The sequence below is a fragment of the Radiobacillus kanasensis genome, from assembly GCF_021049245.1.
In the GTDB taxonomy this organism is placed as follows: domain Bacteria; phylum Bacillota; class Bacilli; order Bacillales; family Amphibacillaceae; genus Radiobacillus; species Radiobacillus kanasensis.
Map to the genome: position 1 here is coordinate 3921681 of NZ_CP088020.1, position 24513 is coordinate 3946193.

21 protein-coding genes are annotated in these 24513 nt (G+C 38.8%); 1 reads left to right on the plus strand and 20 read right to left on the minus strand.

Annotated elements, in window-relative coordinates:
• Window positions 1–3: 3 nt before the first annotated feature.
• From KO561_RS19835 to KO561_RS19900, 14 genes are all read right to left on the minus strand, one after another.
• Window positions 4–1182: an ROK family protein gene (locus KO561_RS19835; protein WP_231095029.1), complete on the minus strand. Its 1179-nt coding sequence runs from the start codon at window positions 1180–1182 to the stop codon at window positions 4–6.
• 359 nt (window positions 1183–1541) lie between these two features.
• On the minus strand, window positions 1542–2762 hold the full coding sequence (locus KO561_RS19840; protein ID WP_231095030.1) for a S1C family serine protease: 1221 nt from the start codon (window positions 2760–2762) through the stop codon (window positions 1542–1544).
• Between the two features lie 133 nt (window positions 2763–2895).
• Window positions 2896–3693, minus strand: coding sequence for an MBL fold metallo-hydrolase (locus KO561_RS19845; protein WP_231095031.1), 798 nt, complete (start codon window positions 3691–3693; stop codon window positions 2896–2898).
• Window positions 3690–4637 carry a two-component system regulatory protein YycI gene (locus KO561_RS19850; RefSeq protein WP_231095032.1) on the minus strand — a complete coding sequence of 316 codons (948 nt, stop codon included), beginning with the start codon at window positions 4635–4637 and terminating at the stop codon, window positions 3690–3692. The genes KO561_RS19845 and KO561_RS19850 overlap by 4 nt, the downstream gene beginning before the upstream one ends.
• Complete coding sequence (locus KO561_RS19855; RefSeq protein ID WP_231095033.1) at window positions 4618–5970, minus strand: YycH family regulatory protein; 1353 nt, start codon at window positions 5968–5970, stop codon at window positions 4618–4620. The genes KO561_RS19850 and KO561_RS19855 overlap by 20 nt, the downstream gene beginning before the upstream one ends.
• Window positions 5967–7790 carry a cell wall metabolism sensor histidine kinase WalK gene (gene walK, locus KO561_RS19860; protein ID WP_231095034.1) on the minus strand — a complete coding sequence of 608 codons (1824 nt, stop codon included), beginning with the start codon at window positions 7788–7790 and terminating at the stop codon, window positions 5967–5969. The genes KO561_RS19855 and walK overlap by 4 nt, the downstream gene beginning before the upstream one ends.
• Before the next feature lie 6 nt (window positions 7791–7796).
• Window positions 7797–8498: a response regulator YycF gene (yycF, locus tag KO561_RS19865; protein WP_231095035.1), complete on the minus strand. Its 702-nt coding sequence runs from the start codon at window positions 8496–8498 to the stop codon at window positions 7797–7799.
• 814 nt (window positions 8499–9312) lie between these two features.
• On the minus strand, window positions 9313–10812 hold the full coding sequence (locus tag KO561_RS19870; RefSeq protein ID WP_231095036.1) for a M23 family metallopeptidase: 1500 nt from the start codon (window positions 10810–10812) through the stop codon (window positions 9313–9315).
• A gap of 515 nt (window positions 10813–11327) precedes the next feature.
• The gene (locus KO561_RS19875; protein ID WP_231095037.1) at window positions 11328–11759 is read right to left on the minus strand and encodes a DUF2383 domain-containing protein; all 432 of its coding nucleotides are present in this window, start codon (window positions 11757–11759) and stop codon (window positions 11328–11330) included.
• Window positions 11760–11974: 215 nt separating this feature from the next.
• Entirely contained in the window at window positions 11975–13264 is a 1290-nt protein-coding gene (locus KO561_RS19880; RefSeq protein WP_231095038.1) for an adenylosuccinate synthase, read from the minus strand.
• 228 nt (window positions 13265–13492) lie between these two features.
• Window positions 13493–14866 (minus strand): replicative DNA helicase, encoded by a 1374-nt coding sequence (dnaB, locus tag KO561_RS19885; RefSeq protein ID WP_231095039.1) that lies wholly within the window; start codon window positions 14864–14866, stop codon window positions 13493–13495.
• A gap of 55 nt (window positions 14867–14921) precedes the next feature.
• The gene (rplI, locus tag KO561_RS19890) at window positions 14922–15368 is read right to left on the minus strand and encodes a 50S ribosomal protein L9 (RefSeq protein WP_231095040.1); all 447 of its coding nucleotides are present in this window, start codon (window positions 15366–15368) and stop codon (window positions 14922–14924) included.
• Window positions 15365–17338 (minus strand): DHH family phosphoesterase, encoded by a 1974-nt coding sequence (locus tag KO561_RS19895; protein WP_231095041.1) that lies wholly within the window; start codon window positions 17336–17338, stop codon window positions 15365–15367. The genes rplI and KO561_RS19895 overlap by 4 nt, the downstream gene beginning before the upstream one ends.
• 123 nt (window positions 17339–17461) lie before the next feature.
• Window positions 17462–18409, minus strand: a complete 948-nt coding sequence (locus tag KO561_RS19900) for a YybS family protein (protein ID WP_231095042.1) — start codon at window positions 18407–18409, stop codon at window positions 17462–17464.
• 253 nt (window positions 18410–18662) lie between these two features.
• Here KO561_RS19900 and KO561_RS19905 point away from each other — a divergent pair, with 253 nt between their 5' ends.
• Entirely contained in the window at window positions 18663–19451 is a 789-nt protein-coding gene (locus KO561_RS19905; RefSeq protein ID WP_231095043.1) for an HAD family hydrolase, read from the plus strand.
• A 452-nt stretch (window positions 19452–19903) separates the two neighbouring features.
• Here KO561_RS19905 and KO561_RS19910 read toward each other — a convergent pair whose 3' ends face one another.
• From KO561_RS19910 to serA, 6 genes are all read right to left on the minus strand, one after another.
• A complete protein-coding gene (locus KO561_RS19910) occupies window positions 19904–20149 on the minus strand; it encodes a hypothetical protein (protein WP_231095044.1) in 246 nt (81 codons plus the stop codon).
• A 111-nt stretch (window positions 20150–20260) separates the two neighbouring features.
• A complete protein-coding gene (locus KO561_RS19915; RefSeq protein WP_331000870.1) occupies window positions 20261–20488 on the minus strand; it encodes a YczI family protein in 228 nt (75 codons plus the stop codon).
• 117 nt (window positions 20489–20605) lie between these two features.
• Complete coding sequence (locus KO561_RS19920) at window positions 20606–21040, minus strand: SMI1/KNR4 family protein (protein ID WP_231097302.1); 435 nt, start codon at window positions 21038–21040, stop codon at window positions 20606–20608.
• A gap of 124 nt (window positions 21041–21164) precedes the next feature.
• Window positions 21165–21623: a 2-thiouracil desulfurase family protein gene (locus tag KO561_RS19925; protein WP_231095046.1), complete on the minus strand. Its 459-nt coding sequence runs from the start codon at window positions 21621–21623 to the stop codon at window positions 21165–21167.
• A gap of 431 nt (window positions 21624–22054) precedes the next feature.
• On the minus strand, window positions 22055–22585 hold the full coding sequence (locus KO561_RS19930) for a prephenate dehydratase domain-containing protein (RefSeq protein WP_231095047.1): 531 nt from the start codon (window positions 22583–22585) through the stop codon (window positions 22055–22057).
• 339 nt (window positions 22586–22924) lie between these two features.
• The gene (gene serA, locus KO561_RS19935; RefSeq protein WP_231095048.1) at window positions 22925–24511 is read right to left on the minus strand and encodes a phosphoglycerate dehydrogenase; all 1587 of its coding nucleotides are present in this window, start codon (window positions 24509–24511) and stop codon (window positions 22925–22927) included.
• Window positions 24512–24513: the final 2 nt, after the last annotated feature.

Sequence of the window (24513 nt, forward strand, 5' to 3'; positions counted from 1 at the left end):
TCTTTATTTTTCTCGATTCATTATTTGTTCTGGATGTTCAAAAACTTGTTGGATAATGACAGCCGTTCCCCCTATTAGCGGACCGTTTATTCCAAAAACAGACTCTGAAATATCTGGTACGCCATTCTCGCGGGTAAAGCAACGCTCTGTCACGATTTCTCTGATCTTGCTCGCCATTGGTGGATAACCGTCTACTAACGCACCACCTAAAATGACCTCTGCTGGATTCAAAAGATTAACTGCATTGGTTATGCCAGTAGCTAAATAGGACGATATATCATCCATTTCTTCTTGAATCTCTTTATCTCCATTTCTGGAGGCTTGTAATAGATCAGCCATCGATTTGGGATTATATTTTCTTTCCAAAGCTAAGCCAGACGCGACCATCTCCAAACAACCGACATTTCCACATCGGCAAACAGGACCATGAATATCAACCGTCGCATGGCCAAGCTCTCCAGCTCCATTCAAAAATCCTCGATATATCGTGCCATTAAATAGAATACCACCGCCAGTACCTCGGTCCGCAAACACATACAGCATGTTTGGCTTTCGATCCGCAAACCAGTACTCCCCTAAAGCTGCTGCATCCGCATCCTTTTCTAATCGTGTCATCAGTCCGTACTTTTCTTGTAGAAGATCGCGAATTGCAACCCCATCTAGACCTGTTAAGTTTGGCGGAGATAAAATCATTCCTTTTTCCGCATTTAAAGGACCCGGACTGGATACACCGATTCCGATTACTTCTGCTTTCCTTTGTTCGGCATACTCCAAAACAAGATCAATGAGGCCATATATAGTAGGGAGTTCTACCTTGCACGTTCCATTTTCATTTTTTTCATGTTCTGTGGAGACTTTGTGGATAACCTCTCCATAAAGATTAACGAGGGCAACGGTCGTAGAAGCAACAGCAATATCCACAGAAATTGCGTAATATTTTTTAGCACTTAGCTCGTATAAAATCGGTTTTCTACCACCACTAGACCTACCATATCCAGCTTCTACAATCCATTCCGCTTCCATTAACTCCTGAATGATATTAGAAACGGTGGCAAATGTCAGATTCGTTATCGGCACTATTTCTGCCTTGGAGATGGGTTTATGACGTTGAATGGCATGAAGAACGGTAGAACGATTTAATTGCTTCATGCTATCCGCATTTGCCCCAATTTTTTGCCTCATTTTGGCTTGCCTCCCCACTTCTTAAAACGGTTTGAATAAGTTCAGTGTATCGTTGTAATCTAATTAATTCAATATCTATTGGGAAATTATTGATTTTTTACACAGTTATGCACACCTTTGTACACAAATCGGTGGAAAAACAGCGTTTTATACACATGTAAACAAGTTATGCACAAACTTATCCACATAATCACAATTTTTATTCTTTATTTAGTAGAAGAGCATATGTTCGACACCATATATGGTCAGTTATCCTCATATTCATCCACAGACTGTGCATAAAATGCTCAGTTACCCACACATTTTTAACTTAAAAAAGACTTGTGAAGAATAGTTCTCCACAAGTCCTCTGTATTCCTTTAATAATCTTGTGATCCTAACGTAACGGTTGTTTCTTGCTTCTCTCCATTGCGATAGAACGTTACTTTCATCTGTTGCCCAGGCTCTTTTTCTTGATAAAGATGTTTTCTCAATCCGATGATATCTTCAATCGGTTCCCCGTCCAGGTGAGTAATAACATCTAATTCCTCAAGTCCGGCTTGATCAGCTGGTGACATAGGTTCTATACTTCTTAAATATATGCCACCTTCTACACCTTCCGGAAGGCGAAGCTCTTGCTGCCACTCCGCTTGAGCCAGTTCATTTAAGGAATAAGCTTCTACACCTAAATAAGCCCTCGTCACCTTTCCTTCACTTTCTAGCTGTTGGATAATCGGTAATGCATCGTCAATAGGGATAGCAAAGCCAATCCCCTCTACAGAAGACTGAGCAATTTTCATCGAGTTAATGCCGATTAGCTTTCCTTGCAGGTTGATTAGTGCACCACCACTATTCCCTGGGTTAATGGCGGCATCTGTTTGGATAACCTCTGCTTGCCAATCCGCACGTCCATCCATATCAAAATCCTGCGGAATCGCCCGCTTCTTTCCACTTATAATGCCTTCCGTAACAGACCCAGCAAACATGAGTCCAAGAGGGTTCCCAATCGCTATAGCTGGTTCCCCAACCTTTACCGTTTCAGATTCCCCTAATTCAATAACCTTTTCCACCTCGGAGCCATCCATTTCAAGAACGGCTAAATCCGTGAATAGATCGCTACCGCGAATTTGTGCCTGGATGTGTGTATTATTGGAAAGGACCACTTCGACTTCATCCGCACCTTGAATCACGTGGTGATTGGTCACGACATATGCTTTGCCATTTTCCTTTTTATAGATCACGCCAGAGCCTGTGCCAGCTTCCGTCGCGTCGCCTTCCATCCAAAAACCTTCCTGTGACTGATAATTCACCACACCGACGACGGCAGGTGTCACCTCGCCAACGACTTGGGTAATTTGGGAAGAAACATCTACATTCACTTGCTGTAAGGGACCAGATGGGTTCGATTCTCCATCCCCCTGCATGATTTCATTACTTCCTGTATCTGTGTTATAAGGTAATAAGTTCGACTCGATTAAGGCTGGTAAAGCAAGCACAACAATTAAGGCTCCTACGACCGCTCCGATTAATGTTGAAGCAATCCATGCTCCTCTCATCCCCCGAGGGCGTCTAGGTCTGTAATGATCATCATAATACCCCATAAGACCAATCCTTTCTGTCTTGATTCCTTAGACAGTAATCCGTTCATAAGGACAACGGTTCTAGTATTACCTGATGGGTTTATCTTTACACGTTAAGTGTGTTTAATTTTCCATAAGAAGATAATTGGACATCCTAAACGACTTCATAAAGACTTGTAGGCATGGTAGGATCTGTATCACACAAATCAATGCCCTTTCCAATCTGAAAGCCACGTTCTGTCAAGATATTAGAAACAGACATCCTCGCTAAATCCTTCATATTGTTGTCTTTACTAAGGTGCGCCAAGTAAATCCGCTTCGTTTTATTCCCGATAATATCACTTAAGGCTAGTCCACAATCATCATTGGAAACGTGACCCGAATCCCCCAAGATTCTTCGTTTTACATTCCAAGGATAGCGCCCCATTCTTAACATCGAAACGTCATGATTCGATTCAAATATAAGCGCATCTGCATCTTCTACCGTTTTCTTAATATGCTCGGATACGTACCCTAAGTCGGTTACTAAGGCTACTTTTTTACCGTTGTGATGGAAGGTGAAAAACATCGGCTCAGCAGCATCATGAGAAACTCCAAACGATTCTACATCTAAATCGCCAAATGTCTGGACTTGGTTCGTTTCAAAAATAAATTTTTGATCTAGGCCAATCTTCCCGATATGACCTTCCATCGCCTTCCACGTCTTCTCATTGGCATATATCGGTAGGTTATAGCGACGTGCCATAATTCCTAATCCTTTAATATGATCACTATGCTCGTGGGTGACGAGCAGCTTGGTCAACGAGTTCGGATCAATGTCCACTTCCCCAAGCAATCGCTCCATTTCCTTTCCACTTAAACCGGCATCTACAAGAATTTTCTCTTTTTCTGTTGCCACGTAGAATGCATTCCCTGTACTTCCTGATGCAAGTACACTAAACGATAACGTCATTCTTCTCCACTCCAATTTGTTGTATCTAATACTTGTAGAAGTTTTTGTTTTATTGTATTTAATGCTTCATTTTCTTCTTTGATTGGCTTATTTGTCATACTTGCCACCACACCGTTAAGTGTTTCTTTTATAAAGAAGTTTTCATCCTTCGTTAAGATTAACCCTTCGATCGCATTAATAAAGTAATTGTTCGAATCATTAAAATTGATTTTCCAGGTCGGTGCGAAAACCTGCTCTCCATCGGATAGAGGTGCCAACGTTAAATAGCCCAGTGTCGGTTTTTCCATGACCTCCAAAATTTCGGAGCCATCGGTTAACAAGTTGTCCGCATTAAAATATACCTGACTAACCGCTTGGTATGGAGTCATAATCTCTTTTTCTAGCTCTGCTTGATCCTCTAAATCTATCTCTTCTAGCATCGTTTGCATATAATACATAGCTTCATTTTTTTCATTCAAGAAAACTAGAAGAAGCCCACCCTCATTATAGAAAATCGGTTTGTCGCCTTTTAACTGAAACAAGATTAAAGTGTTGGTTGCTTCATTCTTCCCCCACAACGTGTATTGCTCTCCATACGGGACGAATCCAGTTACAATCTGCTTTATCTCTTCATCTGTTGCTTCCTTTTTAATGGGTACTGGGGTGTCTAAGGCGGATACTAGCGTGTTATCCTCTAAAATGGTTAAGGATTGGTTCGTCAATCCCTCTAATTCGGTATCACGGGTTGTGAAATCCACTTGTTTGGTTGTGATGATAGACTCTTTTCTTATTTCTTTATCAAGCTTATCTAGTCCCTCCACATTTGCTTCTAGTAATTCTTCATTAGTCGGTGTTTGAAGCGTTCCTAAATCCTCATCCTGATTCAAAAAGTACTGTCTAACAAGGAAAATATCCAAAATGAGAAAGCAGAGAATGAATAGTGTTTTAATTTGTCCCCACTGCATTCTCTAAGCCTCCTTTTACCGAATCCTTAAAATTGATTTTTCTCCAGCCTAAGCTGTCTAGAATAAACCAATCCGGTGTTAACTTAAATACATCTTGTTCCCCCGTTTGTTCCATTTGATACCCTATCGTGATGTCTTGAATATTCGAACCAAACTGATTCCTATTATTATTAATGTAAGTTAGTACTTCCATACCAGAGCGTAATTCTGTTGGACCAGGTCCCCCTATCGAATCCTTTAATTCTATGAGAGGTCGGTTATATTGATAAACACCTTGTCCATCTGGTGACCCCCTCATGATAACATCAATCGTCGCCAAGTTTTTATGCCTATCAAAGACTGGGTACTCCATATAGTTAAGTCGATAGGTCACTTTATTTGGATAGGTCTCTAGGGAATCTAATACATATTCATCGACTTCCCCCGTTGTCCAACCATGGTGTTTATTAACATACAATAAGCTTTGATTAATTAAGTCGGTCTCTTCCATCGGATCTGTTTCTGCATACTTAGGGTCTGTAAAACGCATGTAGTATTCATAACGTCTTAATTCCCTAAAGTAATCGGTATATACTTGTTCGGATGGTAAGCCACTTGGATTACTCTCTCGCACAACAGATGGATCATTGAACAATGCATTTATTAAATAAGGATTTGGATCTGTTTTTGAGACAGTAAACGTACTTCGTGAGAGCGTAACATTCTCCCTAGGGACGTAGATGTACGGTGATTCATCACTATCCAGATGGGCAACATATTCTATTAGTTCTTTATTTTCTCGGAAATCTTTCAGTCTGTCACGAACACCCGTTACATTTTGTATGTTTGCTTTAATCTTATTATTGGTCTTTGTATCTACAAATTGAATGACAACATTTCCTTGATTATTATTAGGAAGAATATACATACGGTCGAACTCCCCGGTAAAAGCTCCTAAATTCTCCGCTTCGTCGACGATAAATAAGTCTTTTATGATTTGAAACGGGAGAGAAACCGGGAATACAACCTCTACTTGGTTTTCTTGGTCTGGAATACTTGAGTCCTCCATGGTTTCAATTTCAAACAAGGACCATTCGTGCATATATTCATAGAATTGATCTTCTTCCGTTTTACTTTTCAAACCAAAATGTTTACCGTTTACTTCCATAATGATTTGACGAGGTTCTATTAGACTTTTCTTCGTTTCTTCTATTCCACCAATCTCTGTCTCAATAAAACGGTCCTCATCCATGACGTCTTTACTCGGTTTTTGATTCCAAATCCCAAATGTTAAAATGAGGCTTAGAACAATCAAGCTTGATAAGACAATAGATTTAATCGTTTCTACATTCATGATCTATTCCCCCGCTTCTTTTGCATCAGCGGAAGGATAAAGGAAATTGTAGTCCCTTTCCCTTCTTTACTTTCTGCCCAAATATGACCATTATGTGCTTCTACCAATTCCTTGGCAATTGCTAGACCAAGACCTGTTCCACCCATATTACGAGCACGTGCTTTATCCGCACGATAAAAACGTTCAAATATTTTATCGAGCTTTTCTTTCGCTATGCCGACACCTTGGTCTGTGATGCTTACGACCACACGTCGTCTTTCCTTTACAATTTTGAAGGTGATCTTCCCACCCTCTGGTGAATATTTAACCGCATTGGAAATGATGTTATCAATAACCTGGGTCATTTTATCCTTATCTAGCCACACAAGGACATGATCCCTTGGTAACTGACGCTCAAAAAGGATATCTTCTGATTTATTCATTTCAAATCGGTCAATAATGTGGTGAAAATACGGAACAAAATCGACCTTTTCCTTGTAAAGAGTATGCCCTTTATTGTCCATTTTGGAGAGCTGTAAGAGATCATTTACTAAACGAATCATTCGATCTGTTTCGGTTTGCGTTACATTTAAGAATTTTGGCGCAATCTCTTTATCTTCCCATGCCCCATCTGTCAAAGCTTCAATATAGCTTCTCATCGTCGTTAACGGAGTACGAAGCTCATGGGATACGTTGGACACAAATTCACGACGTTCTTTTTCTACTTTTTCCTGTTCCGTTACATCACTAATTACCGTAATGAAACCTGATACGTGTTCATCCTCATCTTGTACAGCGGAAAAGTTTGCCCGAATGAGAAAGAATTGCTCATCATCACTGAGGTCCACAATTCTTGAACCTGTTATTTCGGTATCTAACACATCCGATATTTCTTCTTCCATATTCAGCACATCGGTCAGAAGCTTACCTTTCACGTCCTCAAAGCTAGTTCCTAATAAATCTTCTGCTGATTCATTCATCAAGGTAATCAATCCAGATGTGTCTGTGGCAATAACGCCATCGGACATGTTCGATAAAACAGAGCTTAGCTTACGCCTTTCCCCTTCTGTCGTTAAATGGGCTTGCCTCAGGCGGTCGCTCATATCGTTGAAGGTCGATCCTAGCTGACCGATCTCATCATTTCCGTAGACATTAACTTTTTGTGAAAAATCCCCTGTTGCCAAAATACTTGCCTGTGTTCGCATCTCCGATATAGGCTTCGTGATCGTACGAGCAACCAGTATTCCTAGAATGGCCGATATGATGACAGCAATAATGGTACCTTGCATGAAGATCTCATTTACCCGTTGTAGCTGATCGTATATACTTTCTAAACTAGCTACAATATAAATCGCACCCACTACTTCTTCCCCATTGGTAATAGGGACGTTCCGGACCTGAATACGATCAAGCGTCCCTTGTTCTAACATTTCTTTTTCGGAAGAAGTCCCAAAAAGAAGGGATTTTGAAATTCTTTCATCTGTAATCCTTTTTCCAAGTAGCTCCGGATCGCTATTCGTTCCGATGACCCGGTACTGATTGTCTATGACCTTTAAATCTGTAAACAATTCACTATCATACGTATCAATAATACTCGATACCTCTTGCTGTAGGGTTGGACCTTCTCCACCTTCTGCTCGTTCCTTGGAAAAGGCTTGCTCCAGGTACTCTTTTAACCCTTTTACTCGTTCATCCATCGTCTGATCAAAATTTTCTTGTAAACTTTCTTCTAGGCCCCTCACAAAATACGCACCTATCACCTGTATCGCAAGCAGCAATAACAAGATAAGTACGACTATGAACTTCAGTTGTATCGATTGGAAGAAACCTACTTTTTTCATGAATCATTACTCCTGATCTGGATTTCGCAAATAATATCCTACCCCTCTTCGTGTCACGATCCACATTGGGTTACTAGGATTTTCTTCAATTTTTTCTCTTAGTCGGCGTACAGTAACGTCAACGGTACGAACATCGCCGTAATAGTCATAGCCCCATACAGTCTCCAATAAATGTTCACGAGTCATGACTTGCCCGATATGTCTCGCTAAATAATGGAGCAGTTCAAATTCACGGTGGGTCAGTTCTACTTGCTGGCCATCTCTCGTTACGGTATAAGCGTCGGGATGGATCACCAAACTACTGATTTTGATATCCTTCGTTCTAGACGTATCTTCTGGAATTTGTTGTTGTCTACGTAAATTGGCTTTTACTCGTGCAATGACTTCTCGATTACTGAACGGCTTCGTTACATAATCATCTGCACCAAGCTCTAAGCCTAATACTTTATCAATTTCTGAATCCTTTGCTGTAATCATAATGATTGGCATGTTATGAGTTTTTCGCACTTCACGACAAACCTCATTGCCATCTTTATTTGGTAGCATAATATCTAAGAGAAGCAAGTCTGGGTTTTCGGATAAGGTTAATTCGATTGCCTCGTCTCCGTCATACGCACAGATTACTTCATAGCCTTCTTTTTCTAAGTTGAATTTCAATATATCTGCAATTGGTTTTTCATCGTCTACAACCAAAATCTTTTGAGCCATATACTCACTCCTGTTCCTACTTAAACTCCTCTTTATTTTAACGTACTTTAACGAAAAAGTCTTTCGATAGTCCATATATTTACAGTACATTGGAATAACAGGAAAGAGGCTTGAACAAAACTATCCCACTCTTAAGACGAACGATTACAGAATAAGAAGCTTAGAATGTTAATTTAAATGATTGGATTTTCATTCATAATTGATATAAATTGCGATGTAAAAAAGTTAAACAAAAAACCATCGGTTTAATAACTGCTCGATATACACGCGATGTTGATTTCCGCTACGGGCAGTCGCTTTCCGTGGACACGGCCTCAGCCTCCTCGCTCGCAAAGATCGCTCACTGTGGGGTCTTCACCTCGTGCTGTTCCCACAGGAGTCGACTAGCCCTCCGCTCCAATCAACATGCCGTAAGTAGCTGACAAAGAAAGTTCCGAACGGATAAAATAATTTTTAAGTAATTAGTAAGTGAAAACTTATTAAGATAGCAACCCAACCCATAGTTATCAGACTAATAATTTTTGAATAGGGTTTCCTATTATGTAGAGGATTTAATTATCTGCTTCCGGCTACAAATTTTACTAAATTATAAAATAGTAACTTACGAAGGCAGAAAGCGGAGTATTCTGCCGGAGCGCTGGCATATAGCTTCACCCACTGTGTCGCAATTTATATTTTTATTAGCAACAAAGTTAACAAGAACACCCTAAAAGAAAAATCCGAACTGATTCGAATTCTAATGATAGATTTCGAACCATAGTTCGGATTTTATTAGGATTATAACTCTTTTGTCCCAGCCTCTTATGCAACTGGATTAAAACTGACCAGATGGGTTAACTAGTGCGCCGTTTTTATATAGTTCAAAATGTAAGTGAACACCAGTGGAGTTTCCGGTAGAACCCATTACTCCAATTTTCGTTCCTTGTGTCACGGTTTGTCCGGAACTGACACTAATTGATGAAAGGTGCGCATATACAGTTCGGTAACCGTTGTTGTGGTCGATAATAATTTTATTTCCATATCCACCATCGTCCCAACCAGCAGAAACGACTGTTCCGTTATCGGCTGCTAAAATGCTACGGTTGCCAACACCTGAGATATCTATTCCTTTATGATAAGAGCCCCATCGTGAGCCTTGCCCACTTGTGATAAATCCACCGACGGCTGGCCATTGAAGATTGCCTGTTCCTCTAGATGGTACTACCTTCGTTCCTTTTATGATAACTTCCTTGACAGGTTCCTTCGTTACTTGTTCATCTAATACTTTTTGCGAAGCAACGTTTCCGTTTACTTTCTCTACTAAGTAATGAACACGTTTTGATCCATTCTGTCCTTCTTGTTTAACCTTTGTTTGTCCTTTATAAAGCTCATCAGACTCAATGACTTCTTTTTCATAAGCAATCTCTTCGTCCACAAGCTTTTCTTCTTTTACTACAACATCTAGGAATGGTTCGTAATCTGTTACGTTAAGTTTTTGATCGATTTGTAAAAGGGTTTCTTCGGTTATTTTCGGATTTAATTCTAGTAGTTTTTCTGTATCTAGGTTGTACTTGGCTGCAATTGCACCTAGAACTTCGCCTTCTTTTACTTTATGAACTTTTTCCGTTAACGTCCCTTTTTGAAGGAGCTTTAAGCCCTGTTCTACCGTTAAAATATCTTTTTCGTTCGATTTTTGTTGAGAAATCGCAACCTCTTCTGAAAAAACTACGTTTGTAATCATAGATTCTCCTACAGAAAGTTCTTTCTTCGCTGTCGGAGCTGCCTGTTTAGAATCCGGAGCTACTTCTTTTGCGCTGAGAACCGCAGATTGTTCCAATTGCTTTAATACTTCCGGCTTTACGTACTTTTCTTTCAGCTCGGTTAACGCAAGATTTGCTTCCTCTTCCGATTTAAAGAATCCGACTACTTTATCCCCGATTTTTAACTCGTAAGCATTTACCTTAATAGAAAGCTCGTCACCTAGTGCGTTTATCACGTCACTGTTCTCTGATTGATGATTAAATACTTTTTCAGGAATATAGGAAATATTTTCACCAATGGTATAAGCGTAATCTTTATTTTTCTTTTCTTGTTCATTTAGACGTTTTTCTACATATGTTTCAATGACTTCTTTACTATCTACAGTACCAAGGTGATCTCCATTCACGTACACGTGATAGACAGTAGACAAGTCACTGTTCTCTTCTGCATAAGCGACCTGGAAGGTTAAGCTTAACCCGATGCAAGTCGTAATAGCTGTTTTCTTTATTATGCTATAGGCTGGTTGCTTCCTATTAATGTGCTTTATCTTTTGGTCATACTTGTCGTTCCACATGGAAAAAATCCTCCTATAAAACCCTACTAGTTTACTCTTCAAAACTAGCATCCTTTTTTCTACTTACCTAATCTACCATAGGAAATAGGCAGAATGAAATAGTTTTCAAGCTATTGTAATAGAACTGTATAATAACTTCCATTTATCGCCTATTCGGCATTGTAAAAGAGAAAAAAAGGTGAAAAATGTTACTAATTGGTAGGTTTTGGAGGGGGAAACATTTCATTTTTGTTACAAGATTAGAGGTGAATTGGGTGGATTTTCCTATAATTTACTAGTATTCCTAGTCCGAATGAACCAAAATACTGTATTAAAAGCTTAAGAAACGTAGACTAAGTTGATTTTCGCTGTATGGACCCGCTTTCCGCGGGCACGGCTCGGCCATACTACTACTGTGAAACTTTCTTGTTGCTTTGCTCCCCTTCAACCTTTACTAGATTCCGCCGGACAAGTGATATCTATACGTAATGAGATATGTGTAAGTAGTTCCCTTTTGGTGGAGAAATAATGAAAAGTTAGTGAAGTAATTGTCTTAACTTTTCAGCATGCCTACGATTACTATCAATAACTTCCTCGACGATTCTTTTACTTTCTAGATCTAAATCTCCCTTAACAACCTCCTCTGAGTAATGAACACCATAATTTTCTAGCCCTTTTAAAGCATCGTCCATAATATCCCTCGTATTTTCAGATAGCATCAAATTATGCATAAAGCTGTGTATTCTTCCAGATACGCCTTCACTGTCAGCAGGAACGCCCTCTAAATTTTGGATTCGTTCTGCAAGTTTTTGAGCACTCTGTTTAGCCTCCTGTTGCATAGATTGAAACTCCCGCTTTAATTCAATACTTTCTAGCTTTTGAATATGGTGTTCTAGCGCACGTATCCCCAAATATGTACCTCTTAACAAAGTATTTAGTTCCTCAATCACAATTTCTTCATTCTTCATACTACTCACATCCTTTATTTCTTATTATCATTATTTTAGTTACTATTTATTCATCTCAAGCAGTTTAGTTGAACAAGATAATCTAAATAACCCGCAAAACACATGGATACGTTTGCTCCTAGCGCTTTGCGGGTTAAATCGAGTGTTAAAGATGATACTTAAACACATTCTATTTGTTATGTGATTTGAAATTTCGTACTTGGCCTTCTTTTTGTTTATTTTGCATACACACTTCGTACAACATTCGTTTGTGTACGATCTGGACCTACTGAGAAAACAGATAGCGGAATACCTGTCAGTTGAGACACGCGCTCTAAATAATGTCGTGCGTTATCTGGTAACTCATCTAAGTTTTTAGCCCCTGTAATGTCTTCTGTCCAACCAGGAAGCTCTTCGTAGATTGGCTTGCATTTACCCAATACTTTTAAGCTTGCTGGGAACTCTTCCATTACCTTTCCTTCGTATTCATAAGCCGTACAGATTTTCAGTGTTTCAATCCCTGTTAAAACATCCAGAGAATTCAAGGAAAGATCCGTTATTCCACTAACTCTGCGAGCATGTCTTACAACAACACTATCAAACCAGCCGACACGACGTGGTCTTCCAGTAGTCGTTCCGTATTCACGACCTACTTCACGAATCTGATCTCCAATTTCATTGTTGAGTTCTGTTGGGAATGGGCCATCTCCCACTCTTGTTGTATAGGCTTTAGAAACTCCTACTACATGCTCAATTTTAGATGGGCCAACACCAGAACCAATGGTAACCCCACCAGCAATCGGATTGGAGGATGTAACAAATGGATATGTTCCTTGGTCGATATCCAGCATAACCCCTTGTGCCCCTTCGAAAAGCACTCTTCTGCCGTCATCTAGTGCATCGTTTAAGACGACGGACGTATCACATACATACTTCGCTACCTGCTGCCCGTATTCATAGTACTCATCAAGGATGCTATCCACGGTCATTGGCTCTTTTTCATAAAGCTTTTCGAATAGACGATTCTTTTCTTTTAGGTTTTGTTCCAATTTTTCTTTAAATGCTTCTTTATCCAATAAATCCGCTATACGAATTCCGACACGAGCCGCTTTATCCATATAGGCAGGACCGATTCCTTTTTTCGTCGTTCCAATTTTATTAATTCCTTTTTCTTCTTCTTGTAAAATATCTAGAGCAAGGTGATAAGGCAAAATCACGTGTGCACGATTGGAAATTCTAAGGTTGTCCGTGTTAACTCCTTTGTTATGTAAATAAGCTAACTCTTCCACTAACGCTTTTGGATCGATCACCATTCCATTTCCGAGTACACAAATTTTATCCTCGAAAAAGATACCGGATGGAATAAGATGTAGCTTGTATGTTACACCATCAAATTTAATCGTATGTCCCGCATTATTACCGCCTTGGTAACGTGCTACAACCTCTGCATTTTGGGAAAGAAAGTCCGTTATCTTCCCTTTTCCTTCATCGCCCCACTGTGTTCCTACTACAACTACTGAAGACATGTAGGCACCCCCGCCTTCTATTCTAATATTTGCGTTTTACTCACAATATGCTAAGTTTACCAATCAGAAAATCGAATGTCAATTGAAATTCACGAACATTATCTAGATGATACATAAAATTTGTTCGTCTATTTTGGAGAGTGCCAGGCACCACCCGAAATAGCTCGAAATTTGTCGTAAAAAAAAAGAAACACTACATTTTTCATAGTGTTTCTTATCTCACTTCTATTATGCGCCTGCCCCGACTGGTGGGATATCACTTTCTTGATATCGATGGTCGAGATCGACGAATTTATTATATTCCTTCACGAAGGCCAGCTCTACGGTACCGACTGGACCGTTACGTTGCTTTGCTAGAATGATTTCTATAATGTTTTGTTTCTCAGACTCTTTATCGTAGTAATCATCACGGTATAGGAATCCAACGATATCGGCGTCTTGCTCAATACTTCCCGATTCACGTAAGTCGGACATCATTGGACGCTTATCCTGTCTTTGTTCTACTCCACGGGAAAGCTGAGACAAGGCAATCAGCGGTACATTTAGTTCCCTAGCTAATGCTTTTAAGGATCTCGAAATTTCCGATACCTCTTGTTGTCTGTTTTCTTTGGAATTGACACTACCTTGAATCAGTTGAAGGTAATCAATCAGGATCATTCCAAGTCCGCCTTCTTGCTTTAACCTTCTACATTTGGAGCGAATTTCACTTACCCGAATACCCGGAGTATCATCTATATAAATACCGGCATTGGATAGACTTCCCATCGCCATCGTCAACTTGCTCCAGTCCTCTGCCTCAAGACTACCTGTACGAAGTCGCTGTGCATCAATATTTCCTTCCGCACAAAGCATACGGGAAACAAGTTGCTCTGCACCCATCTCCAAACTAAAGATAGCGACATTCTCTTGCGCATGGATGGCGACGTTTTGAGCAATATTCAACGCAAAAGCGGTCTTCCCGACAGATGGACGTGCCGCAATGATAATCAAATCATTTCGTTGGAAACCTGAGGTTATTTTATCCAGGTCTCGATAGCCTGTCGGAACACCCGTTACGGATGCGTTATGATGATGAAGCTTTTCAATATCATCATAAACGTCGATTAGAACATCTTTAATATTTTTAAAAGCTCCTGAATTTTTTCGCTGAGAGACTTCTAGTATGTTTTTCTCCGCTTCATTCACTACATCGTCGACTTCGTCTTCTTTATCAAAGCTGTCTGTCACGATATCCGTTGCGGTTCGTATCAATCTGCGCAGTAACGCCTTTTCGTCTACAATTCTACTATAGTATTCGATGTTCGCTGCAGTTGGCACCGAGTTTGCTAGATCACTAAGATAAGAGACTCCACCTACTTCGTCCAACAGCTTAGCGTTCGCTAAAGCCGTTGTAACGGTAACGATATCAATCGGTTCGCCTTTATCCGATAAACTAACCATTACGCTAAAAATTCGTTGGTGACTAGCTCGATAAAAATCATCTGGAGTTAGAATTTCAGACGCTCTTGAAAGGGCCTCTGGTTCAAGAAATATCGCACCGAGCACCGCTTGTTCTGCTTCTATATTATGGGGTGGTCTACGATCATTCCACTCTTCACTCATTGTGCGTTTCCTCCTTCAACTCTAATGAATCTTCGTAGGTGAAGCCCATTCTTTCTTATTCTTCCGTCACGTGTACTTTAATCGTACCCGTTACTTCTGGATGTAATTTAACTGGTACATTCGTATAGCCTAATGCTCGGATTGGATTATCTAATTCGATTTTACGTTTATCCAATTTAATCTTATGCGACTTTTTCAATTCATCCGCGATTTGTTTGCTCGTAATCGAACCGAATAAACGGCCGCCTTCTCCGGATTTTGCTTTCAATTCAACCGATAAATTCTCAATCGTTGCTTTTAATTTCTTCGCATCTTCTACTTCTTCTTGAGCAAGTTGTTTTTCTTTATTTTTTTGTGCTTGTAGTGCTTTCATATTTCCGCCTGTTGCTTCTAGAGCAAGGTTGTTTTTCAACAAATAATTTCTTGCATACCCGTCGGATACGTTTTTGACGTCTCCTTTTTTCCCTTTACCTTTTACATCCTCTAGAAAAATTACTTTCATTCTGAGTCTCCCCCTTCGAAATACTCGTCAATAATGGCCGTCAATTGTTCACGTGCCTCTTCTAATGATCCTTCATCTATTTGAGTAGCAGCATTTGTGAGATGCCCGCCACCGTTCATTTTTTCCATAATAATTTGTACATTCACATCCCCTAAGGAACGTGCACTAATTCCAATTCGTCCATCGGAACGTTCCGATATCACAAACGAAGCCACAATACCGCTCATCGTAAGCAAAGTATCCGCTGCTTGTGCAATAATAACCGGACCGAGGGTTTTGCCAGGCTCTCCTACCGAAATGGCAATCCCATCTCGATAAATTTTTGTGTTTTCAATTAAGTGACTTCTTTCTATAAATAGATCTAAATCTTCTTTCATAAACTTCTGCACAAGTACCGTATCCGCTCCTTTTGAGCGAAGATAGGATGCGGCATCAAATGTCCGCGATCCGGTACGAAGTGTAAAGCTTTTCGTATCTACAATAATTCCAGATAAAAGTGCCGTTGATTCTAGCATATTAAGTTTCAAGCTCTTCGGCTGATACTCTAATAACTCTGTCACCAATTCTGCTGTAGAAGAAGCATATGGCTCCATGTACACAAGCGTTGGATTTTCAATGAATTCTTCTGCTCTACGATGGTGGTCAATGACAACAACATGCTCCGATTTGTTTAAAAGCTTCGGTTCTACTACTAAGGATGGTTTATGTGTATCGACCACTACTAATAACGTATTTTTCGAGACAGCATCCATTGCATGGTCTGGTGAGGTAAAGTGTGACCACAAGTCCTCATCTAATTGAATCTCTTCAATGAGACGTTGAACCCCTGTATCAATATCGTCATGATCCAGTACGATGTATCCATCGACATCATTGGCTTGAGCAATCTTTAAAATACCGATGGCCGCTCCTATTGAGTCCATATCCGGTGACTTATGCCCCATAATAAGGACCTTATCACTTTCACTAACTAACTGCTTTAATGCATGAGAAATCACTCGTGCACGCACTCGCGTTCTCTTTTCCATCGGATTCGTTTTTCCACCGTAGAATCGAACCTTGCCCGACTCTTCTTTAATGGCCACTTGGTCCCCACCACGTCCAAGTGCTAAATCTAAGCTAGACTGTGCCAATTCTCCAAGCGTTGGCAAGGATACCTCTCCAGAGCCTACGCCAATACTTAAAGTAAGAGGAACATTTCGATCTGAAATTAGTTCACGAACTTCATCCAGAATTTCAAATTTGGATTTCTCCAATTCTCCTAATATCTGTTTGTTCATCACAGCGAGAAATCGCTCTTGTGACGTACGTTTTAAATAAATGCCATATTGATTGGACCACTCATTGAGAATGGATGTTACGCGAGAGTTAATTTGACTCTTGGCCGTATCATCCATCGCTTGTGTAATCTCTTCATAGTTATCTAGAAAAATAATGCCTAGAATCGTTTGTTCATTTAGGTACAGATTTTGAATTTCCTTTTGCTTCGTGCGATCAAAAAAGTAAAGCAGACGCTCTTCTTTTTTGATCAAAATTTGAAAATTGTACTCATCAATTGGTAGCCACATATCGTTTTTATCTTCTTTAATAGCCATAACGATATCATCAGAAAGTTCACGTAAAGATTTACCTACTAACGTCTCGTCTTCCGTAAACTGATTCATGTAAGGATTTACCCATTCCATTAAAAAATCCTCACTGAAAAGCACGATCCCGATTGGCATTTCCAGTAAAGCTTCTTCTCCCACCTTCTTAACCCGATGAGACAATGTGCTAATATACTCTTCCGTTTCCACAACAATATTACGTTCCATTCTTACGCTGTAGTAGATGGACGCAATGAGCAATCCCGTCATAATGAGGCCTAATATCCATTGAAAATACCAGATAAAGCCTAGGAAAATGACGGATAAAATATATATAATTTGTAAATGGCCACTCACTGATGGCTTTTTAATAAAGTCAGGCATACACTTCAGCTCCTACAAAACTATACTCCGAGCTATCTGGAACCTTTTAGACAGGGAAGTACGTTATTTTAAATCTTTTGCAACGGACTTCAAAGCCCTTATCCCGCTGACGTCCCATGTGACCTATTTTTTCTTTTCATCCGATAATAGGTCTCTTAATCCGAAACCTAAGTCAATTATACCTAAGATTCTCACAAGATACAGTCCTATAAAGGGAAAAAGAACCGCAATCACTATAGTAATAACTGGAATTGCCTTTGACAACCTTTTCTTATGCGTATAAAAGAAGACAAAAGATAAGCCTTGCAAAGTCACCAAAAAACCAGCCAAATTACTGATGTTAATAGCAGCTTGATACATCATTCCAGAATCCTCTGTCACGAACCACATAAGCACAATTCCGATAAAGTAAAACCAAACAACCGAAACTGGTAATCGAAATTGACGGAACGGAGGAAACAATAATTTTCTTTTTTCCACTAGATACGTCACTTTATAGCCTATCCATTGCGTAATAAACGCTAAAAGGATTCCAATAACCGCGATTACGACTGGAAGTAAGTCTAACACATGAAGCATCTGATCTAGAACTAAATCCATGTTCGCTTCTGAAGAATCTAAACCAAAGGAACTTAGCATTTCTTCACTAGTCTCAATGGATTCATGTATCGATTGTCGGATCTCCTCCACGATATTGATAGAAAATACCGATTGGATGAAGAGGAAGCTTAACATGATACCAACGATGGCACCTAGCGAACCTCTTGCCCATGTTTCATAAGCTCCGCGTTTCTGATGAATGGATTCCCCAATCATCGTTCCCCCAATTGCAGCGACTAAACTAAAAGGAACGGTCACTACTGATAATAAAATGGTCGTGAAGGAGACTGTAATAAGACCAAATACAAGGCCAGATTTCCAGCCATACTTAGACGTAAATAAAAGAAACGGGATCGGTAAAACAAATACAGTGATTAGCTCAATTGCTGGAACCATCATGGTACCTAAGAGTAATACACTATATATGGCAAAATGAATCAATCCCGTTATGAATTGTGTTCGATTATTCATATTGGACACCTCAAATACTTCTATCTTTTTAGGAAGAAAAAGCACAGCAAATCCGCTGTGCTTTATTCGCACTGTTAGCTTGTTACATATCAGTCCGTAGCTTTTTTAGTAAAGAATATGGGACCATATTCTTATCAAGCATGATAACGCCATTATAATCTATTTGCGATTTAATGTACAAATTATGTAGATACAGATGGTCCAGTTCTGTTCCTATTGTATAATAGATAATAAAACAGGGAGGGGATCTATCATGATTAAGGCCGTATTTTTAGATTTAGATGATACACTGCTATGGGATAAAAGAAGTGTACAAGTAGCATTCCAAAAAACATGCCAAGTAGCGGAAGATCGCGTAGGAGTTAATCCTGAAAAATTAGAAGTTGCTGTACGAGAAGAAGCAACAAAGCTTTACCAATCCTATTCTTTTTATTCTTTTACGAAAAAAATTGGAATTAACCCTTTTGAGGGGCTTTGGGGTAAGTTTCAAGATGGAAAAGATGAGTTTGTTACAATGAGTGAAATCATCCCTCAATATCAAATAGATGCTTGGACGAAAGGATTATTTGCTCTTGGCTTTGATGATCCTAATTTAGGTGAAGAGCTTGCCGAGATTTTCCCTAACATGAGACATTCTAGTCCTTTTCTTTATGAGGATAGTTTACAAGTGCTAGAAGAACTTCAAAAAGATTATCGCCTACTCTTATTAACGAATGGTTCTCCACAACTTCAAAATACAAAACTCACGATTACGCCTGAGCTTGTTCCCTATTTTGAACATATCGTCATTTCCGGGGACTTTGGAATTGGTAAACCAGATCCTAGTATTTTTACCCATGCATTAGAACTTGTTTCCCTTTCTCCAGATGAGGTAATAATGGTGGGTGATAATTTGTTGACCGATATCCTCGGGGCATCTCAAGCTGGTATTCCGTCTGTTTGGATTAATCGAGAAGAAAAAGATGTACATACCGTAACTCCTACCCATGAGATTCAAAGCCTATCGGAATTACCGGAACTTCTTAGGAAAATTAATGGATAAAAAAGCATTACCCTAGTGATAATAAGGGGTTCTCTTTTCGGGTGCAAAACACTCCCTTTAGCACAGTTATAGTAATATTAATAATATCTGTAAAGCCTTATTTATCAACACCTATGGTATCTTAAAATTTCAATCGCATAGCGAAACACAAAAATGCTATCCTTAACAATTAAGGATAGCTTAATAATGCTGACTAGAGTGCTTAAAATATTCAATAAAACACGATTGTCATCAGAAAAGGAATAGTAAATAACAAATTTATCTACGAGAACTTTATGAGTTCCTTTCCATTCAGGTTTATCTGCTCTTGTACTTGTGCCTGTGTTATAATTTTCCCTTCAATACGCTCTAACAAGTTTAATTTGTATTCAACGGTTTCACTATAAGAAAAATGTTTACTTTTAATATTTTCAAATAATTCCTTTGTGTTCTCTAACCAAATAAACCTCATCTTATGCTTGACCGCTCCGTATCATTTCTCGCATTTCTTCCGAGGTATAATAATTACCTTCTTCTATGTCCTTTTTAGCCTGTAATAATTTCCGTTTTAACTCTGGGTCTCTTTCAACATCTTCAGCTACAGTTGTTACATAGTCATGTTTATTATCAATCGCCACAATTTTATACTTTCGCCCGTTTAATTCAAAGGACTGATCTTCTGCCAAAACCTTTGCAGCCTGTGCATCTATTTTTTTCATACAATCGCCCACTTACTATCGTTTTACCACTTTTTGAATGGTTTCATAAATTAAATAATAATGACTTCTATTACTAGATGTAAAAAAACACTAATTCAAAATAAGCACCAGTTAGTTCAAGAAGAAGCCTTGAAGTGATACAAATAATACAAATAAAAATGCAACAATGCTTATCCAACCCATAACTTTTCGTTCTTTCCGAAATTCTTCTAATCCCATTACTAACATCATTAAACTTAAGAAAAACATCATATATGATTGGAACTCAAAATTCTTAGTAATCAAGCCATATCCTGCAATAAAAGCAGCGATCACTGCAAAAATTACTCTTAAAATCATTAACAATTATAAACACCCCTTTATAGCCTTTTTGAGCTAATCTGCTTGATAGTGAAACTAGGTTGTATTCGCCTTATTAAAGTAAAGCACCCATTACTTTAATAAGCAAAGGAGTATCTAAATAGAAATTTCACCTGTTATCCAATCTTTAATAAAAACTTCTAATGAAGGAGCAACCCACATTCTGCTATCATCTTCATGGTTCCAAACATAAATATCATCCGTTTGAATACTGCCATTTAATATTCTATAACCGAATAAATCGCCATTTCCAGCATCTGAAAAAAATAATAAATGTTCAAATGGCATGTAGATGTCTTTGTAATCATCAAAATTTCTTAAAAATATATTGTCCTTTACGATTTGGGAAGTTGACCATATTATAGGACAGTCAAAACTATCAAATACTCCATTTGTTTCACTAAATAACTCAAATAACTTTTTAGGTAATTCCACATTTAATTCCTTTTTAATATGATTTATTTCAATATTAGTCGCTGGTGGTTTAAAAGAATACTCTCTTGATACTGAACTTATATAATCTTTCCACATCAATGTAACACCATCCTTAAAAGCAAGAAAATAATTCACCATTACTAACAGACAATCCTTCTTCCACATAACTGCCCCGCTAGCATTTGCGAGTAAATAGAATCTAACTGAGGGAGTTGAATAGCTAAAAGTAATTTTCAACAAATTGTTCTTCTGAAATTACTTGTAAACCATTCCTTTTAAGTAAGGCTGAAGTAACTCCGTTTCCAACAATTTTTTTACCATTAAAATCACCGTTATAAATCATTGAACTGCCACAGGATGGGCTATTCTCTTTGAGAACAACTATTGTTGCGTTAATTTTTTTAGCTTTTTCTAAAGTAGCATAAGCTCCTTTTATATAAAGTTCGGTTACGTCATTACCAGATTTCTCAACCACTTTAGCCTTCCCATCCAGTACATCTTCTCCGTCTCCTCCTACTATTTCAGCAGGTTCCCTTGGAGTTGAAAACCCACCAAGCAGTTCGGGACAGATAGTAACAGCTTTATTCTCTCCAACTAATTTACTTATCCTATTATCCAAGCTATGTGTACCGTTATACCTTACTTCTAATCCAGCTAAACAAGAACTAACCAAAATCATTAACTACTCCCCCTAAATATATCCACTAAATCCATTCAATACTTTTTCTTAAATTTCTTTATCAGATTTCCATATAGGCATTGCACCTAAATCACTTTCAAACTGTTTTTCAATTAAATCAAAGGTATCATAAAAATAGGTTTCTATTATCATCAACCCACATTAACCACTCAGTAATTATTTCTTTCTCTTGTTTTCGGATAGAGGAATTACCTTTTTGAATTACTTACTCTAAATCAGATAGTATAAGCGAGGAAAATAACTCAATAGTAAACTCACTAAAATCTCTATATTCATGTGAAATACACCTTTCACCCTTGTTTTTTGTCTAATAGTAATATTGCACAATGCTTATTAAATAGATGAAACGACAGCTCTATTTGAACAATCGCACCTTAGTTGAAGAAGATTATTTGCATTCGAACTACCTATTAACCTAAAACATAAAAAGTTGTGACATCACTGTTATTTTCAATATTTTCAGCTAGGATTTCTAATCCATAAAGTTGAGCAGACTGTTTAGAAGCAATCGCTGCCGTATTTAATAATTTATTCTCTGCAATGTACTTAGCACTAGCAGCCGTATTAAAAAACTCTTGAAATGTGACATTCAACTGTCTTAGATAAATTTCACACTCTTGAAGTGCCTTTGGTTGAGAATAAACTGTTTTTATACTATTTAATTCTTGACCTTTTAAAGCCATAAGACAATGGTGTGTATTAAGGTCAATTTTTTGCTTAACAGCCCAATTACCAGAAGAAAGCAAGTCATTCACCTCTGATACATAACCCGAATTTGATGTTTTAACGGGTAATACTGCATAATCTGACCGTTTATTTTTAACTGAATCCAGAGCACTATAAAAACTATTACAGTACAAGAAGGATATATTTTCACCTAACATTTCTAGTGCCGCCGTTTCTGCATAGCTACCTGTTATCCCACAAATGGAAACAATCATTTTTTGCTCCTTTCTAGTTATTTTCTTTATTAATTGTAAATCAAAATTGGAATTTTTCACTAAATAAAAACATAGTTATAGCTCTCTTTATGTATGGTACTCTTGTTCAACAATCCTGCCCGTTGAATAACGAACTACTAAATTATCTATCATACTATACAACCTTTTGTTAAATATTCCAATAAATCCCTTGTTCATCAAAAAATAGCAGGAGCAAATTCAATTACGATTCGCCCTGCTATTTTTATTGCTATTTCTTTTATGATTTGCATTACTCTTTTCTTGTTTACACCTCTAAAGAGAACCCGTTACGAGTTAGAAGGGGTAATGCCTTTTCTTTTATAGGTCTATTGGAGTTACCCCGTAAATATCGGAAAGCTGACTAAGCTGATCAAGCGCTCTTCTTTCAAGATGTTTATCAATCGTTAACATCATGATGGCATCTCCCCCAGCATTCGAACGTCCTACTTGCATGGTTGCAATGTTCACTTCTTCTGTTGCTAACAGTGTTCCTACTCGTCCAATCGCACCTGGTTGGTCCTTATGTCTGATGAAGACCATATGTCCCTCTGGTAATACGTCGACACTGTAGCTATCTACAAGCACGATGCGAGCTCCGAGACCATTCAGTAACGTTCCAGCCACTTTCCTCGTTCCTACATTCGTTTTTACCTCAATCGTTAATAGATTCGTAAAACCTTTAGTAGAGGAAGTCTTATGCTCATGAACATCAATATCTTTACGTTCCGCTAGAAAAGCCGCATTAACATCATTCACATGGTCGCCTAAGTGGCGCTTTAGCAATCCCTTTAACGCATTTCGAGTTAAAGGACCTACTTCAACGTCCGTTAGTTCACCAGAGTAATAAATGTTCACTTCTTCTACAACGCCTTGTGTTAGGTTGGACACGAACACGCCTAGCTTTTCGGCTAAATAAAAGTACGGTTCAATTTTATTCATGACTTCCTTCGCAACAGAAGGTAAGTTAACTGGATTTTTGGCTAATCCTCCTGATAGAAAGTTCACCACATCATGGCTAACATCAATGGCTACACTTTCCTGAGCTTCAACTGTACTTGCTCCAAGGTGAGGCGTAGCAATAACCTCTGGTAATTCTAGAAGCTTATGTTCAGTAACAGGTTCCTGCTCAAATACATCTAAGCCAGCACCTGCCACTTTTTTGTTCACAATTGCATCGTATAATGCCTCTTCATCGATAATACCACCACGAGCACAGTTTACGATTTGCACCCCATCCTTCATCTTTTCAAATGCGGCTGCATTAATAAGGTGCTTCGTCTCTTTCAACAGCGGAGTATGGATGGTAATAAAATCTGCTTGCCCTAGTACTTCATCTAGCGTCCCATACCCAATTCCCATTTTATTTGCTTTTTCTTCTGTTAGGAAAGGATCATAGGCCACAACGTTCATGCGTTGACCTTTGGCACGAGTAGCTACCTCTGCCCCGATTCGACCGAGCCCAACAATACCTAACGTTTTGTTTTTCAACTCAACTCCTACGTACTTTTTACGATCCCACTTTTTATTTTTTAAAGCATGGTAGGCTTGCGGAATGTTACGCGCTAACGACATAATCATAGCCATCGCATGCTCTGCGGCAGAGTTCGTATTCCCGTCCGGTGCATTAACGACGATAACCCCGTGTTCTGTAGCAGCATCGAGATCAATGTTATCGACACCAACCCCAGCTCTCCCTACTATTTTCAAGTTTTTCGCTTTATTCAGAATGTCTCTTGTTACTTGCGACTGACTACGTACTAATAACGCATCATATGCCCCGATTTTTTCTGCTAATTCTTCCGGTGTTAACCCAGTATCTACGGTAACCTCCACGTTATCGGCTTGTCGTAATGGATAAATGCCATCTTCACTTAATGGATCACTGATTAATACCTTAAAGACCATAT